Raw genomic sequence first — 14,803 nt, 5'->3', positions numbered from 1 at the left:
AGTCAAGTTAGCTAATGAGGGCGACGATGCAGGTTACCATCCATGCCGCAAAGACCAATCTGTCGAAATTGATCGACGCCGCCCTTTCCGGTGAGGAAGTGGTGATCGCCAAGGGGCGCAAGCCTGTCGTGAAGATCATTCCGATTGTGCAGTCTTCCTTCAAGATCGGGCTGCTCAAGGGGCAAGTTGTTGGAAATGGACCCGACTTTTTTGAGCCCATAGATCAGGGCGAACTTGCGGCTTGGGAAGGGGGCGAGTGAACTCGCTTCTGCTCGACACCCATGCCTGGGCATGGTCGCTGACCGGCGACGAGCGGCTCTCGGCCAAGGCGATCGCTCTGATCGAAAAGGCGGAGACGATTTTCGTCAGCCCAATATCCCTATTTGAAATCGGGCAGAAGGTTCGTCTCGGCAAGTGGCCGGAGATGGAGCCTTTCATCGGCCGGTTGCCGGAACTGCTGCATGAACAGGGTGGCATTGCCGCGGCATTGACACCGGAAATCTGTCTGACCGCAGCCATGATGGATTGGACACATCGCGATCCGTTCGACCGGTTTCTTGCCGCGACCGCCATGCAGAATGGAATACCACTTATCTCCGCCGATGCGATCTTTGATAATCTTGTCGGAAATCAGCTTTGGATCGCCCGCTTCTGGTAGGGCTTACGTCACCGCGATCGTCAGTTCCGCGACAAAGTCATAGGCATCGCCGCGATAGAGCGAGCGGGTGAATTCGACGGCGCGGCCGGAGCCGAGATAGGAGATGCGCTCGATCGACAGGCCAGCCGCACCCGCGGAGACGCCGAGAAGCTGGGCGTCGGCTTCCTTCATATTGGTTGCCGAGATGCGCTGCACGGCGCGCACGGGTCGGACCTGGAGGCGTTCGAGCTCGGCATAGAGCGAATTGGTGACGGCCGAGGGATCGGGCAGGAACTCGCCGGAGACGCTGGCATTCTCGATCGCCAGCGGCTGGTCGTCGGCGATGCGCAGGCGCGAGAGGCGCGAAACCTTGACGTCGGCACCGAGGCCAAGGATCATCATCTCGTCGGGCGAGGGCGTGTGGATGCCCTTATGCAGCCATTCGGAGCGGGAGGACATGCCGCGGCGCGCCATGTCCTCGGTGAAGGAGGTGAGCTGCGACAGGCGCTGCTCGACCTTGGAGACCGGCTTGGCGACGAAGGTGCCGGAACCGTGACGGCGCACCAACAGGCCATCGGCGACGAGTTCGTCGATCGCCTTCCGCACGGTGACGCGGCTGACGGCGGCCAATTCGGCGATGTCGCGTTCCGGCGGCAGCGCATCGCCGTGACCAAGCGTGCCGGTGCGCACGGCTCCTTCGAGCGTGCGGCGCAGCTTGACGTAGAGCGGCCCTGTGCCGGCTGCCTGCAGGCGCTCCAGGGAAAGGAGGGTGGCGAGGTCGTCGGTCATGCCGCACCCCTCTGCCTGTCGTTCAAGAGCTTGACTGCAAGTTCAACCGCGCCCTGCAGGGCATCGCCTTTTGGCTTGGCAAGCAGGGACCTGTAGCGTTCGGATAGCCAGGGCTCGTAGGCTTCGGAAAGGCCGCCGAGCAGGCAGATCGACGGGCATTCGGGCCAGAGCAGTGCTTCGAGACTTTCGCCGATAGCCGTTGCAGCATCCGTGACGATGCCAACTGCAACGGCATCGTCCTTGGCCGCATGTTCGAAGACGATCGGTGCGTAACGGGCAAAATCCTTTGGTCTTGCCGAATGGGCGAATTCGACGATGCGCTCTGGATCGTTGCCATATTGGGTCATGACCGCTTCGGTGATCGGCGATGCCGGGCGCACCCCGTCATGGGCGAGCAGCGATTGTTCCAGGAGGTCGCGGCCGAGGCGGGCACCGCTTGCCTGGTCGCCGACGACGAAACCCCAGCCACCGATGCCGTTCAGTCGGCCATCCCTGCGGGCATTATAGACCGAGCCAGTGCCGAAGGCGCCGACGATGCCGTCGGCATCGCCGAGCGCCCCCTGCAGGGCGATCAGCGCATCGGTGACGACGCGGCCTTCGGTGAAAGGCAGGGCCTTTTCGATTCGTCTACCATAATCGCCGACATTGGCGCCGGCGACGCCGACGACGGCTGCGACGGAGGAAATGGTTTCAGCGGCAAGCCCGGCATCGCCTAGCGCCTGCCGGGCGGATTCGACGATATTGAGAAGGGAGTTTTCCAGATCCGACAGGATGTTGGCAGGGCCGGCTTTGCCACGGCCGATGACATTGCCGTTCCTGTCCGCGACTGCGGCCCGGCAGCTCGTTCCGCCGCCGTCTATGCCGATTGCAAGCTCCGTCATCGGGCCTCCGAATATGCCGTTCCCTATGTTTTTTAATACAATACCAAAAAAATACCATTTACCAAGTGGGAATGACGTGGAAAATCAATCTTTTTATCATATTGATTTTGCTAGATTAAATTTTTTAATGAGTTTTATCAGGCCGAAAAGTTAATTTCGGCTGGACAATTGGTATTTTTTTGGCATTAATTCGGCAAAAGGGAACAGCACTTCGAAGCCCACGAAAACCGGCAGTTAAGTCAAGCCGGAACCGCTTCGAGGATGATCGAGAGAACGACCCCCGGCCCATCAAGCTGGGGGCGAATTCGGCCATCCATCGGCTTTCCCCGCCATTTCGCCACCCCGGTGCAGTCGCCGGGAAGGCGCGCAGTTCGGCCGCAGGCGTCCGCCTTCGTGTCCGTCGAGCTTTCGGGACCGGCATTGCTGGCGGTCCTCCAAGGGGCGTTGGGTGTTACCTCAAACACGCCAATTGCTTGTTTCAGATCGAAAACAGCGCCTCGCGGCGCTTAAAACAGGAGAGGGAAATGAAAAACACTGCTCTGAAAAGCCTGCTGCTTGCCTCCAGTCTGCTGAGTTCAGCGGGCCTCGTCCACGCCGCCGACGTCACGCTGACGGTCGAAAGCTGGCGTAACGACGACCTGCAGATCTGGCAGGAAAAGATCATCCCGGCTTTCGAAGCGAAGAACCCGGGCATCAAGATCGTCTTCTCGCCGACCGCGCCGACCGAATACAACGCCTCGCTGAATGCCAAGCTCGATGCAGGCTCCGCAGGCGATATCATCACCTGCCGTCCGTTCGATGCCTCGCTCGAACTCTTCAACAAGAAGCAGCTCACTGACATTACCAGCCTGCCTGGCATGGAGAACTTCTCGCCGGTCGCCAAGGCCGCCTGGAGCACCGACGACGGCAAGTCGACCTTCTGCGTGCCGATGGCTTCTGTCATCCACGGCTTCATCTACAACAAGGATGCCTTCGACAAGCTCGGCATCTCTGTGCCGAAGACCCAGGACGAGTTCTACGCAGCGCTCGACAAGATCAAGGCCGACGGCACCTACATTCCGCTCGCCTTGGGCACGAAGGACCTCTGGGAAGCCGCTACCATGGGCTACCAGAATATCGGCCCGAACTACTGGAAGGGTGAGGATGGCCGCGCCGCCCTGATCGCCGGCAAGCAGAAGCTGACGGATGCCGACTGGGTCAAGCCCTATGAAGAGCTTGCCAAGTGGAAGCCCTATCTCGGCGACGGCTTCGAAGCCCAGACCTATTCGGACAGCCAGAACCTGTTCACGCTCGGCCGCGCCGCGATCTATCCGGCCGGCTCGTGGGAAATCTCGCTGTTCAACAGCCAGGCCCAGTTCAAGATGGGCGCCTTCCCGCCGCCGGTTCCGAAGGCCGGCGACACGGGCTACATCTCCGACCATCCGGATATCGGTGTCGCTCTGAACACCAAGAGCACGCATGCCGAGGAAGCCAAGAAGTTCCTCAGCTGGGTCGCTTCGCCTGAGTTCGCCGATATCTACGCCAACGCGCTGCCGGGCTTCTTCAGCCTGAACTCCAACCCGGTCAAGATGTCCGATCCGCTCGCCCAGGAATTCGTTTCCTGGCGCGGCCCGTACAAGTCGACGGTGCGCTCGACTTACCAGATCCTGTCGCGCGGCACGCCGAACCTCGAAAACGAGACCTGGGTCGAATCGGCCAATGTGATCAACGGCACGGATACGCCTGCGGTTGCTGCCGAAAAGCTCCAGAAGGGCCTCGACAGCTGGTACAAGCCGGCCAAGTGATGTGATCAGGGGCGGCGTTTGCAGCCCCTCATCCGGCCTGCCGGCCACCTTCTCCCCGCTCGCGGGGAGAAGGAGACTCGCAGCGACCTCCCAGCCCGATATAGCATCTCAACAGGGCGTGTTCCCTCTCTTCCCAGGTGGCAGAGAGTTAGGGTGAGGCGCAACGTTTTCCACCTGTGCTGCCCTTGCGGCCAGTCGACAAGAACAGGCAAAAGCCATGAGCGAAACCGACAACACGGCCGATATCGTCCCGATCAGGCGCGCGGTGCGCTGGCACATCTTCGTCTTCATGCTGCCGGCCCTGATCGTCTATTCCGCCGTCATGGTGCTGCCGCTCATCGAAACTCTTCGGCTGTCGCTCTACAATACGGTCGACGGGCAGCCGGCCTTCGTCGGATTGGCGAATTTCAAGGTGCTGTTCGGCGATGCGCGCTGGGCGCGCGATTTCTGGAATGCCCTTGTCAATAACCTGATCTTCTTTGCCATCCACATGTGCGTGCAGAACCCGATCGGCGTGGCGCTTGCCGCCCTGCTTTCGGTGCCGAAGCTGCGCGGCGTCGCCTTTTACCGGACGGCGATGTTCCTGCCGACGCTCTTGTCCTTCGTCATCGTCGGCTTCATCTGGAAGCTCATCCTTTCGCCGATCTGGGGCGTGGCGCCCTGGATGCTCGATCTCATCGGTTTGAAATTCCTGTTCGCACCCTGGCTCGGCAAGTCCGGTTCGGCGCTGATTGCGGTGTCGCTGATCTCGAACTGGCAATATATCGGCATTCCGATGATGCTGATCTATGCCGCACTGCTCAGCATTCCCGAAGAGGTGATTGAGGCGGCCGAATGCGACGGCATCACCGGCTGGGCCCAATTCTGGAAAATCAAGCTGCCGCTCATCCTGCCGGCGATCGGCATCATCTCGATCCTGACCTTCGTCGGCAATTTCAATGCCTTCGACCTGATCTATACCGTGCAGGGGGCGCTTGCCGGACCTGACATGTCGACCGACATTCTCGGCACGCTGCTCTACCGCACCTTCTTCGGTTTCCAGCTTCAGCTCGGCGACCGCTCGATGGGCGCGACGATTGCCACGGTGATGTTCCTCATCATCCTCGCCGGCGTCTCGCTTTATCTATTCGTCATCCAGCGGCGCATGCGTCGCTACCAGTTCTGAGGAGCGGGCATGTCCAAGGCACGCACATCTCCCATCCGCACCGGCCTCGTGCATCTGGCGCTGAGCGCCTATACTCTGGTCGCGCTGTTTCCGGTCTTTCTCACCGTCATCAACTCGTTCAAGGATCGCGCCTCGATCTTCCGCGAGCCGCTGATGATCCCGACGCCGTCAACCTTCAGCCTCGTCGGCTATCAGACAGTGCTCGGGCAGGGCGATTTTGCCACCTATTTCCAGAACAGCTTCATCGTCACGATCGTCTCGATCCTGCTGGTGCTGCTCTTTGGCGCCATGGCGGCCTTTGCGCTTTCCGAATACCGTTTCCGCGGCAATATGCTGCTTGGGCTCTACATGGCGATCGGCATCATGATCCCGATCCGCCTCGGCACGGTGGCGATCCTCCAGGGCATGGTGGCGGCGGGCCTCGTCAATACGCTGACGGCGCTGATCCTCGTCTATACCGCGCAGGGCATACCGCTGGCGATCTTCATCCTGTCGGAGTTCATGCGCACGGTGTCGGACGATCTGAAGAATGCCGGCCGCATCGACGGGCTTTCCGAATATGCGATCTTCTTCCGGCTGGTGCTGCCGCTGGTGCGCCCGGCCATGGCGACGGTCGCGGTCTTCACCATGATCCCGATCTGGAACGATCTCTGGTTCCCGCTGATCCTGGCGCCCTCCGAGGCCACCAAGACGGTGACGCTCGGCTCGCAGATCTTCATCGGCCAGTTCGTCACCAATTGGAATGCGGTGCTGGCGGCGCTGTCGCTGGCGATCCTGCCGATCCTCGTCCTCTACGTCATCTTCTCGCGGCAACTGATCCGCGGCATCACGTCAGGAGCCGTCAAGTGACCGAAAAGCCGATCCGCGTCCTCGTTGCCGGCCTCGGCAACATGGGCCGCAGCCATGCGCTCGCCTATCACAACAATCCGGGCTTTGAGATCGTCGGTCTCGTCAACCGCTCGACGCCGCAATTGGAGCCCGAGCTGCAGGGCTATACGATCCATCCCGACTTCACGACGGCGTTGGCCGAGCTGAAACCGGACCTCTGCTCGATTAACACCTATTCTGACAGCCATGCCGATTATGCCGTCGCCGCCTTCGAGGCCGGCTGCGACGTCTTCGTTGAAAAGCCACTGGCGACCACCGTCGCCGATGCCGAGCGCGTCGTTGCTGCGGCTGGGAAGGCCGGGCGCAAGCTGGTGATCGGTTATATCCTTCGCCATCACCCTTCCTGGATGAAGCTGATCGAAGAGGCGCGCAAGCTCGGCCCGCCTTACGTCTTCCGCATGAACCTCAACCAGCAGTCCAGCGGCCCGACCTGGGCGACGCATAAGTCTCTGATGCGCACGACCTCGCCGATTGTCGATTGCGGTGTGCATTATGTCGACGTCATGTGCCAGATCACTGACGCGAGGGCCGTCGAGGTGCGCGGCATGGGGCTGCGCATGTCCCACGAGATCGCTGCCGACATGTATAATTACGGTCACCTCCAGGTGCTGTTCGAGGATGGTTCCGTCGGCTGGTACGAGGCTGGCTGGGGTCCGATGATTTCGGAAACCGCCTTCTTCGTGAAGGATGTGATGTCGCCGAAGGGCGCCGTGTCGATCGTCATGGATCCGAACGCCAAGTCCGACGATATAGACACGCACACCAAGACCTCGGTGATCCGGCTGCACACGGCAGAGACCGGGCCTGACGGCAAGTTCATTCGGCCCGACCAGGACATGACGATGGAAGGCGAACCCGGCCATCAGGAACTCTGCGACCTGGAACAGGCCTTCATGCTGAGGGCGATCCGCGAGGATATGGACCTCGACCGCCATATGGCGGATGCGGTGGCGTCGCTGCGCATCTGCCTTGCCGCCGACGAGAGCGTGCGTACCGGCCAGCCGGTCAGATTGTAAGGGAAAGACAGTGGGATCGCTTCAACTCAAATCCATCCGCAAGACCTATGGCACGCATGAAGTGCTGAAAGGCATCGACCTCGAGGTCAAGGACGGCGAATTCGTCATCTTCGTCGGGCCGTCGGGCTGCGGGAAATCGACGCTGCTGCGCAGCATTGCAGGCCTCGAAGACGTCACGTCAGGCGCCGTTATCATCAATGGCCGCGACGAGACGCTGACGCCGCCGGCCAAGCGCGGCATCGCCATGGTGTTTCAGTCCTACGCGCTCTATCCGCATCTGACGGTCAAGGACAATATGGGGCTCGGGCTCAAGCAGGCCGGCACCGCCAAGGATGAGATCGAAAGGCGTGTCGGCAAGGCGTCCGGCATGCTCTCGCTGGAACCCTATCTCGCGCGCCGGCCGGCCGAGCTCTCCGGCGGCCAACGCCAGCGCGTCGCCATCGGCCGTGCGATCGTGCGCGAACCGGAACTCTTCCTGTTCGACGAACCGCTGTCGAACCTCGATGCGGCGCTGCGCGTCCAGACCCGCCTCGAAATCGCCCGGCTGCACCGCAGCCTGAAGGCGACGATGATCTATGTCACCCACGACCAGGTCGAGGCGATGACGCTTGCCGACAAGATCGTTGTCCTGAATGCCGGGGCGATCGAGCAGATCGGTTCGCCGATGGAACTCTACAAACGACCGGCCAATGTCTTCGTCGCGGGCTTCATCGGCTCGCCACAGATGAATTTCATCGCGGCCGAGAAGGTCGGCGATCACAGCGCCAAGACGATCGGCGTGCGTCCCGAACATATGACGCTGTCGCGCGAGCAGGGGACTTGGGCTGCGAAGGTCGTGCATGTCGAGCATCTCGGCGCGGACACGATCATCTATCTGGAATCCGACCAGTGCGGCCTGCTGACCGCACGTCTGTTTGGCGAGCATCAGTACGAGCCGGACGAGATCGTCTATGCGACGCCGGACCAGGCCCACGTCCATCGTTTCGACGTCGACGACCAGGCGATCCGCTAAGCGCATGGCAGAACGAAAAACCCCGCCAGCCAGCCTGACGGGTTTTTCATTTCTCGTCGTGCGAGGGTTTGATCAGTCGAGCACGGGCCGCATGAAGCTGCGTTCATAGCTGACGATACTGCGGTTGCGTTTGTCGAGCTCAAAAGTGGCCTGACATTCCGGATCGCTTGCCATGCGTGTGCGATAGTCCTCGTAGGCGGCAAGGCTGGGGAAGGAAAACAGCGCAACAGCGATGTTGCTGGCGCCTTCGGACGGCAGGAAATAACCGTGATGGGTGCCGCCCATCCTGTTGACGATCGGAATCCAGAGCCGGGCATATTCCTCGAATTCGGCCAGCTTGTAGGGATCGATCACATAACGCAGGTGGCAGGTAATCATTGAAATATCCCATCAGGTAAGATGCTGGGCGGAAGGCTGCCCGGCTGATTTGGTTTGCTCAACTTCTGGCATCGAGGTGGGGGAGTTCAAGTGCTTTGTGGTGATGGCTGCATCACGATTGCTGACGGCTCGGACGAGCTGAAATGAAAAAGGCGCCGTTTCGCGGCGCCTTTTGTCTCAGCAGTATTGGCGAAATCAGTCGCGGATGATGAGCAGGTCGGCTGCCATGAAGCGCAGGGTTACCGTTTCGCCGGCCTGCGGCGGGGTGGTGCCCGGGCTGTTGAACATGTCGAAGGAGATGACGTTGCCGCCGACATTCATGCGGGTGCGGATGACCGACCCCAGGAAGTGGGCCGAAACGACCTGGCCGGTCAGCGCCGTGTCGCTCTTGACGCTGTCGGAGAGCGAGCCGGCTTCCGGGCGCAGCGCCAGCGAAATGGTTTCGCCGGCCTTGTGGGCGGCGACCGACTGTTTCAGCGTTATGCCTTGATCACCGATCTGGATGCGGTTGGTATCGGGATCGACGACCTTGGCCTCGATGAGGTTCAGCGTGCCGACGAAGGAGGCGACGAAGCGCGTCGCCGGCGTGTTGTAGATCTCGAAAGGCGAACCGATCTGGTCGGCCTTGCCTGCATTCATGACGACGATGCGGTCGGAGATCGAAAGGGCTTCTTCCTGATCATGGGTGACGAAGACCGTGGTGATGCCGAGCTGCTGCTGGATCTGGCGGATTTCCTCGCGCAGCGACACGCGGATCTTGGCGTCGAGTGCGGAGAGCGGCTCGTCGAGCAGCAACACTTGCGGCTTGACGGCGAGCGCACGGGCAAGGGCTACTCGCTGCTGCTGGCCGCCCGACAGTTGATAGGGGAAGCGGTCGGCCAGGTGATCGAGCTTGATCAGGCCGAGCATTTCCTTGACGCGCGCGTCGATCTCAGGCTTTTGGGCACCGGCGACCTTGAGACCGAAGGCGACATTGTCGTGTACCGTCATGTTGGGGAAGAGCGCGTAGGCCTGGAACACCATGCCGATATTGCGCTGGTTCGGCTTCAGCGCGCTTTGGTCCTTGCCGTTGATGGTCAGCGTGCCGCCGGTTGGCGTTTCGAAGCCGGCGATCATACGCAGAACGGTCGTCTTGCCGCAGCCCGACGGACCGAGGAAGGAGACGAACTCACCCTTCTCGATGTTCATGTTGAAGTTCTTGACGACCTGAACCGGGCCGAAGGATTTTTGAATGTTGTTCAGCGTGAGAAAAGACATGAGCCAGATACCTTAAGCCTTTGCCGGGCGGGCTTTGCCGACGCGGGAAACGATGTTGAGCAGGCCCATGCTGAGCCAGGTGATCGAGAAGGCGATGACGGCAAGCGCCGAAGGCTCATAGGCCTTGTTGGCGCCAACGAGCTGCAGGTAGGGACCGAAGGCCGGACGGTTCAGAAGTGCGGCAAAGGTGAATTCGCCCATGACGATCGCGAGCGTGATGAAAGCGCCTGAGAGCACGCCGCTCATGACGTTGGGAAAAATGCATTTGAACATGATGGTCGTCCATCGGGCGCCGAGGCTTTCGGCCGCTTCCGTCAGCGTGCGGACGTCGATGGCGCGCATGGCGGTATCGACGGCGCGGTACATATAAGGCAGGGACAGGGTGATATAGGAGAAGACCAGCAGGATGTTGGTGCCGGTCGTCGAACCCGTCAGCGGCAGGTAGGACGAAGAATTATACATCCTGAGGTATCCGAAGACGATGACGATCGCCGGAATGACAAGCGGCAGCAACGTGATGAATTCGACGACCGGACGCATCTGCGGCAGCCGCAGCCGCACCCAATAGGCCGTCGGCACGACGAGCAGCATGCCGAAGACGATGGTGAGCAACGCCATCAGCATCGAATAGCCGAAGGTCTCCCGGAACTGAATGTCGGAGAATACCGACTCATAAGCATCGAGGCTGTATTCGCCGCGGCGCATGCGCAATGAAAACTCGATTGTGCCGATCAACGGGATGACGAAATAGGATGCACCTAGAATGACGGCGATCCAGGCTCCGAGACGCTGAGCTTTCATTTCTGCCACCGTTCTGCGCGCATGCGCAGCATGAGGTAAAGGACGTTGGAGACGCCGGTGATGACGATCATGCCGAGCGCGATGGCGTAACCGAGGTTGGCATTGTGCAGAACGTCGCCGCGGATCTGCGCATAGAGCAGGATCGGCACGATGTTCAGCGAGCTGCCGGTCAGCGCGAAAGCGGTGGCAATGGCGCCGAAAGCGTTGGCGAAGAGCAGCAGCGTCGTGCCGAGCAGGCTCGGCCAAAGGATCGGCAGCGCGACCATCGTCCAGTACTGGCGGTTGGTGGCGCCAAGAATCTGCGAGGCTTCGCGCCATTCCTTCTTCATACCGTCGAGGGCCGGCGTCAGAATCAGCACCATCAGCGGGATCTGGAAATACATGTAGGTGATGGTGAGGCCGAAGAAGGACAGGAGATTAAAGCCGGTGCCGTAGAGATTGAAACCGAACCATTCACGCAGGAAAATCGTCACAAGCCCGGTGCGGCCGAGCGTTGCGAGAAAGGCGAAGGCGAGCGGCACGCCGGCAAAATTCGAGGCGACGCCGGAGAAGGTCAGCAGCGTCGAGCGCACGGAGGCGGGCAGGCCGCCGAGCACGACGGCCCAGGCGAGGAAGAAGCCGATCAGCGCACCGCCCAGAGCCGACGCCACCGACACACGGATACTGATCGAGTAGGCGCTCATGATGGATGGGGTAAAGAGATCACCGATATTCTTCAGCGTCAAATCGCCCTCGGGCGTCAGGAATGCGCCCGCCACGAGATAAAGCGTGGGGATGATCAGGAACAGCAGGGAGAATATGATGAATGGTGCAATGCCCAGCCAGTCGATCACGCGATCTCTGTTGATCAAGGGGGCACTGCGCACCATAGGCGTTGAAACGGTGCTCATGGAAAAGCTCATCCTGGGGCGTCGGAGTGAGAAAACCTCCCCGCCTTGCGGCGGGGAGGCCGGATCAGAGATTACTTGACGGCGGCGCCGACGACGGAATCCCAGTTCTTGGTGATGGCTTCCTTGCCAGCAGACTGTTCTTCGAGCGTCGGGAAGACAGCCTTTTCATAGGATGCAGCCGGCGGCAGCTTATCGAGCAGTTCCTTCGGGATCTTGTTGTTCTTGGCAAGATCGTTGAAGCGGATCGGGTGGCAATAGCCCTTCAGCCAGCCGAGCTGACCTTCGTCGGAATAGAGGTATTCCATCCAGAGCTTCGCAGCGTTCGGGTGCGGAGCGAAGGCGGAAATCGCCTGGACGTAGACGCCGGCAACGACGCCTGTCTTCGGAACGACGACCTCGAACGGAGGATTGCCCTTCAGGCTTTCGCCCCAGGAGAGGGCGTTGTAATCCCAGGCAACGATGATCGGCGTGGAGCCCTGGGCGAACGGAGCTGCCTTGCCGACGACCGGCACGAAATTACCGCTCTTGTTCAATTCGGCGAAGAACTTCAGGCCTTCTTCGCCTGCCTTGGCCGCGTCACCGCCGGATGCGGAAAGACCAGCGGCATAGACGCCCTGGACAGCCTGGTTGGCGGCGCGCGGATCGCCCGCGAGGGCGACGCTGTTTGCGTAGTCGCTCTTCTTCAGATCGGCCCAATCGGCCGGCGATTCCTTGACGAGATCCTTGTTCACGAGGAACGAGAGAACGCCGTAATAATCGCCGTACCAGTAGCCTTCGGCATCCTTGGCGGTATCCGGGATGGAGTCCCAGGTGGAGACCTTGTAAGGCTGGATCAGGCCGTCTTTCTTTGCGGACGGGCCGAAAGAGAGCCCGACGTCGATGACGTCAGGAGCCTGCGGGCCGGTGTTGCCCTTGTTGGCCTTGATGGCTTCGACTTCGTCGCCCGAACCCGCATCTGGGTTGAGCTCGTTGACCTCGAGGCCATACTTGGCCTTGAAGCCGGCAATGACCTCGCCGTAGCCGCACCAGTCGTGCGGAAGAGCGATCGTCGTCAGGGTGCCCTCCTTCTTGGCGGCGGCGATAAGTTCAGCGCTCGGCTCGGCAGCGGCAATCGCGGTCGAAGCCACGATCATCGCAGTAGAAAGCGACAGTAGTCGAGAAATGTTAGAGATCACTGTTGTTCTCCTTCGGGTTTTCAGTGTCTGGCGATGCTGTTAATGAGATTACATGAAGCTTGTGTGACAGTTGGATGACGTTAATTCTGCTGTGAATAGCGGTGGTTGTGGCAAATGTTTTATTTGCGACAACGCCGTCTGTTTCCGCGAAAAATCCGTCATTGTTTTTCTTTTGTTTTAGTCTTGTCCTCCTAACCCGGTTTGCGGAAAAGCCTGGTCTGCTCGAACAGGCCTTCCAGTGTCTTCATGCGCTCCTTCGTCTCCTCCCAGGTCGAATTCTGAACGGCCTCGATCAGCGCTTCGACGATGTACAGGGTGACCACGGAGGAATCCCAGGCCGACGGCGCCTCGATCCGGACGCGGAAGGCATGCCTGGCGAGCTTGGCGGCCGGCGAGCCCCACTGGTCGGTGAAGACGATGATTTCGGCGCCGCGTTTGCGGGCGGCGGTTACAAGGCTCACCATCTCCTGCTCGTAGCGTCGGATGTCGAAGATGATCAGGATGTCGCCGGCATTCATGTTGAGGACATATTGCGGCCAGCTGCTGGAATTCGACGATAGCAGCGTCGTTGCCGGCCGGATCACCTGCATATGGGTGAAGAAATACTCGGCAAGCGCGCCGGTGATGCGGCCACCAACGAAATAAAGGCCGCGCTTGCGGTCGGAAAGCAGCGCGGCGACGCTGTCGAAAGTCGCGGTATCGAGATCGGTCAGAGTCAGGCGCAGATTGCCCATGATGGCATCGGCGAAACGGTTGAGAATGTGGGTGCCCGGCGCATTTTGCGCCCAGCGGTCGTGCTTGGCGATCGGGTTCGAGATCGTCGCCTCGACTTCCTGATGCAGATGCGCCTGAAAGTCCGGATAGCCCTTGAAGCCGAGCTTCTGCACCATGCGCACGACGGTCGGCGTCGAGACGCCGGCATTCTCGGCAATCGTGGTGATGCTGCCGAGGCCGGAAACCGGATAATTGTCGAGAAGGCTTTCGGCCAACTGCTTCTCGGCGCGCGTCAACACCCCCAAATGCGAGTGTATGACGTCCGAAACCGTCTTCGACGCAACTGTCACGTAACTATGCTCCCCGGGATGGTCTGGCGCCACTTTCCCACTCAAAGTTAACAACGCTGTCATAATCCATGTCAACCACTGTCATGAAAAGAAATTTTCAGTGGATGCTTGACACCGGCCGAAACCTGAAGAATTCTTTTCTTCATCAAGAATTTGTTAAGGGATAGGAGTGGCGCCTTTGGTGCTGGCCCGGCCGAAAATCCTCAGTGAAGCGGACGGTGACTGCGTCGGGATCGAACGTATCCACGGCCGGAGCCCGGTGCTTCTCATCTGCGAGCACGCTTCGAATGCGCTTCCAGTCGTTTTCGGCGATCTCGGCCTGCCCAGCGAAGCGCTCTCCAGTCACATTGCCTGGGATCCAGGCGCGCTTGCGGTCGCCCGCAGCATATCGGAAGCGCTCGACGCGACGCTCGTTTACCAGAGGTTCTCGCGGCTTATCTACGACTGCAACCGACCGCCCAGTTCACCCGGCGCAATGCCGGAGACCAGCGAGATCTACGCCATTCCCGGCAACAAGGATTTGAGCCCCGAAGAACGACTTGCGCGCACCGACTCGCTCTACGTGCCTTTCCACGACGCCATTCGCGGGCTGATCCGCGATCGCCGGGCGAGGGCACAGGACAGCATCATCGTGACGATGCACAGCTTTACGCCGGTCTATCACGGCCGCGAACGCGCCGTCGAACTCGGCATATTGCACGATGAGGACAGCCGGCTCGCCGACCTTATGCTGGCGGCTGCGGCCGAGGCGCCGCTTTACAGGGTGGAACGCAACGAGCCTTACGGGCCCGAGGACGGCGTGACCCACACGCTGATCCTGCACGGGCTGTCGAACGGCTTGCGCAATGTGATGATCGAGGTCCGCAATGACCTCATCGCAGACGATATCGGCCAAGGGGTCATGGCCGACTATCTGAAAGGGCTGCTCCAGCAAAGTCTGGACGCCTGACATAAAAAGAAGACCCGAGGGAGCAGTTTAACTGCGGACGTCCGCATGGCGCAAATGCCGCGGACAATTGGCACTGAATCGGCCCGCAATTCCGCGGCCGATCGTGAACAGGGGGAA

The 14,803-nt window shown here is 60.4% G+C and carries 16 protein-coding genes; 8 read left to right on the top strand and 8 right to left on the bottom strand.

The annotated features are described in order from the left end of the window. Nucleotides 1–26: 26 nt before the first annotated feature. Nucleotides 27–260 carry a type II toxin-antitoxin system Phd/YefM family antitoxin gene (locus AC244Q_RS15175; RefSeq protein ID WP_003541516.1) on the top strand — a complete coding sequence of 78 codons (234 nt, stop codon included), beginning with the start codon at nucleotides 27–29 and terminating at the stop codon, nucleotides 258–260. Continuing rightward, nucleotides 257–658, top strand: a complete 402-nt coding sequence (locus AC244Q_RS15170) for a type II toxin-antitoxin system VapC family toxin (protein ID WP_012758337.1) — start codon at nucleotides 257–259, stop codon at nucleotides 656–658. The genes AC244Q_RS15175 and AC244Q_RS15170 overlap by 4 nt, the downstream gene beginning before the upstream one ends. A 3-nt stretch (nucleotides 659–661) precedes the next feature. Here the strand turns inward: AC244Q_RS15170 and AC244Q_RS15165 are convergent, their stop codons facing one another. Together AC244Q_RS15165 and AC244Q_RS15160 are read right to left on the bottom strand one after the other, a co-directional pair. After that, a complete protein-coding gene (locus tag AC244Q_RS15165) occupies nucleotides 662–1,426 on the bottom strand; it encodes a GntR family transcriptional regulator (protein WP_012758336.1) in 765 nt (254 codons plus the stop codon). Next, a complete protein-coding gene (locus AC244Q_RS15160) occupies nucleotides 1,423–2,307 on the bottom strand; it encodes a glucosamine kinase nucleotide-binding domain-containing protein (RefSeq protein WP_113545232.1) in 885 nt (294 codons plus the stop codon). The genes AC244Q_RS15165 and AC244Q_RS15160 overlap by 4 nt, the downstream gene beginning before the upstream one ends. A gap of 524 nt (nucleotides 2,308–2,831) precedes the next feature. Between AC244Q_RS15160 and AC244Q_RS15155 the strand changes: the two genes are divergently transcribed. The 5 genes from AC244Q_RS15155 to AC244Q_RS15135 all read left to right on the top strand — a co-directional run bounded on the left by AC244Q_RS15155 (nucleotide 2,832) and on the right by AC244Q_RS15135 (nucleotide 8,172). After that, entirely contained in the window at nucleotides 2,832–4,091 is a 1,260-nt protein-coding gene (locus tag AC244Q_RS15155) for an ABC transporter substrate-binding protein (RefSeq protein ID WP_128407067.1), read from the top strand. A 217-nt stretch (nucleotides 4,092–4,308) separates the two neighbouring features. Continuing rightward, nucleotides 4,309–5,256, top strand: coding sequence for a carbohydrate ABC transporter permease (locus tag AC244Q_RS15150; protein ID WP_017994748.1), 948 nt, complete (start codon nucleotides 4,309–4,311; stop codon nucleotides 5,254–5,256). Between the two features lie 9 nt (nucleotides 5,257–5,265). Next, nucleotides 5,266–6,105 carry a carbohydrate ABC transporter permease gene (locus AC244Q_RS15145; protein ID WP_012758332.1) on the top strand — a complete coding sequence of 280 codons (840 nt, stop codon included), beginning with the start codon at nucleotides 5,266–5,268 and terminating at the stop codon, nucleotides 6,103–6,105. A gap of 41 nt (nucleotides 6,106–6,146) precedes the next feature. Then, nucleotides 6,147–7,160 (top strand): Gfo/Idh/MocA family protein, encoded by a 1,014-nt coding sequence (locus tag AC244Q_RS15140; protein ID WP_050516809.1) that lies wholly within the window; start codon nucleotides 6,147–6,149, stop codon nucleotides 7,158–7,160. A 10-nt stretch (nucleotides 7,161–7,170) separates the two neighbouring features. Next, nucleotides 7,171–8,172 (top strand): ABC transporter ATP-binding protein, encoded by a 1,002-nt coding sequence (locus AC244Q_RS15135; RefSeq protein ID WP_113545229.1) that lies wholly within the window; start codon nucleotides 7,171–7,173, stop codon nucleotides 8,170–8,172. 72 nt (nucleotides 8,173–8,244) lie between these two features. On the opposite strand, the gene AC244Q_RS15130 is transcribed toward AC244Q_RS15135, so the two are convergent. The 6 genes from AC244Q_RS15130 to AC244Q_RS15105 form a co-directional block, all read right to left on the bottom strand. Beyond that, nucleotides 8,245–8,550, bottom strand: coding sequence for an NIPSNAP family protein (locus tag AC244Q_RS15130; protein WP_113545228.1), 306 nt, complete (start codon nucleotides 8,548–8,550; stop codon nucleotides 8,245–8,247). Nucleotides 8,551–8,745: 195 nt separating this feature from the next. Continuing rightward, nucleotides 8,746–9,807, bottom strand: coding sequence for an ABC transporter ATP-binding protein (locus AC244Q_RS15125; RefSeq protein WP_012758328.1), 1,062 nt, complete (start codon nucleotides 9,805–9,807; stop codon nucleotides 8,746–8,748). Between the two features lie 12 nt (nucleotides 9,808–9,819). Then, nucleotides 9,820–10,608 (bottom strand): ABC transporter permease, encoded by a 789-nt coding sequence (locus AC244Q_RS15120; protein WP_012758327.1) that lies wholly within the window; start codon nucleotides 10,606–10,608, stop codon nucleotides 9,820–9,822. Next, nucleotides 10,605–11,498, bottom strand: a complete 894-nt coding sequence (locus AC244Q_RS15115) for an ABC transporter permease (RefSeq protein WP_003561109.1) — start codon at nucleotides 11,496–11,498, stop codon at nucleotides 10,605–10,607. The genes AC244Q_RS15120 and AC244Q_RS15115 overlap by 4 nt, the downstream gene beginning before the upstream one ends. A gap of 71 nt (nucleotides 11,499–11,569) precedes the next feature. Beyond that, the gene (locus AC244Q_RS15110; protein ID WP_012758326.1) at nucleotides 11,570–12,673 is read right to left on the bottom strand and encodes an ABC transporter substrate-binding protein; all 1,104 of its coding nucleotides are present in this window, start codon (nucleotides 12,671–12,673) and stop codon (nucleotides 11,570–11,572) included. 191 nt (nucleotides 12,674–12,864) lie between these two features. Further along, complete coding sequence (locus AC244Q_RS15105) at nucleotides 12,865–13,737, bottom strand: MurR/RpiR family transcriptional regulator (RefSeq protein WP_128407066.1); 873 nt, start codon at nucleotides 13,735–13,737, stop codon at nucleotides 12,865–12,867. A gap of 178 nt (nucleotides 13,738–13,915) precedes the next feature. Between AC244Q_RS15105 and AC244Q_RS15100 the strand changes: the two genes are divergently transcribed. Beyond that, nucleotides 13,916–14,686, top strand: a complete 771-nt coding sequence (locus AC244Q_RS15100) for an N-formylglutamate amidohydrolase (protein ID WP_012758324.1) — start codon at nucleotides 13,916–13,918, stop codon at nucleotides 14,684–14,686. The last annotated feature ends 117 nt before the right edge of the window (nucleotides 14,687–14,803 follow it).

Source organism: Rhizobium sp. CB2179, from assembly GCF_057653455.1.
The sequence above is the reverse complement of the archived record's forward strand: the minus strand, read 5'-3'. Positions and strand labels throughout refer to the sequence as shown.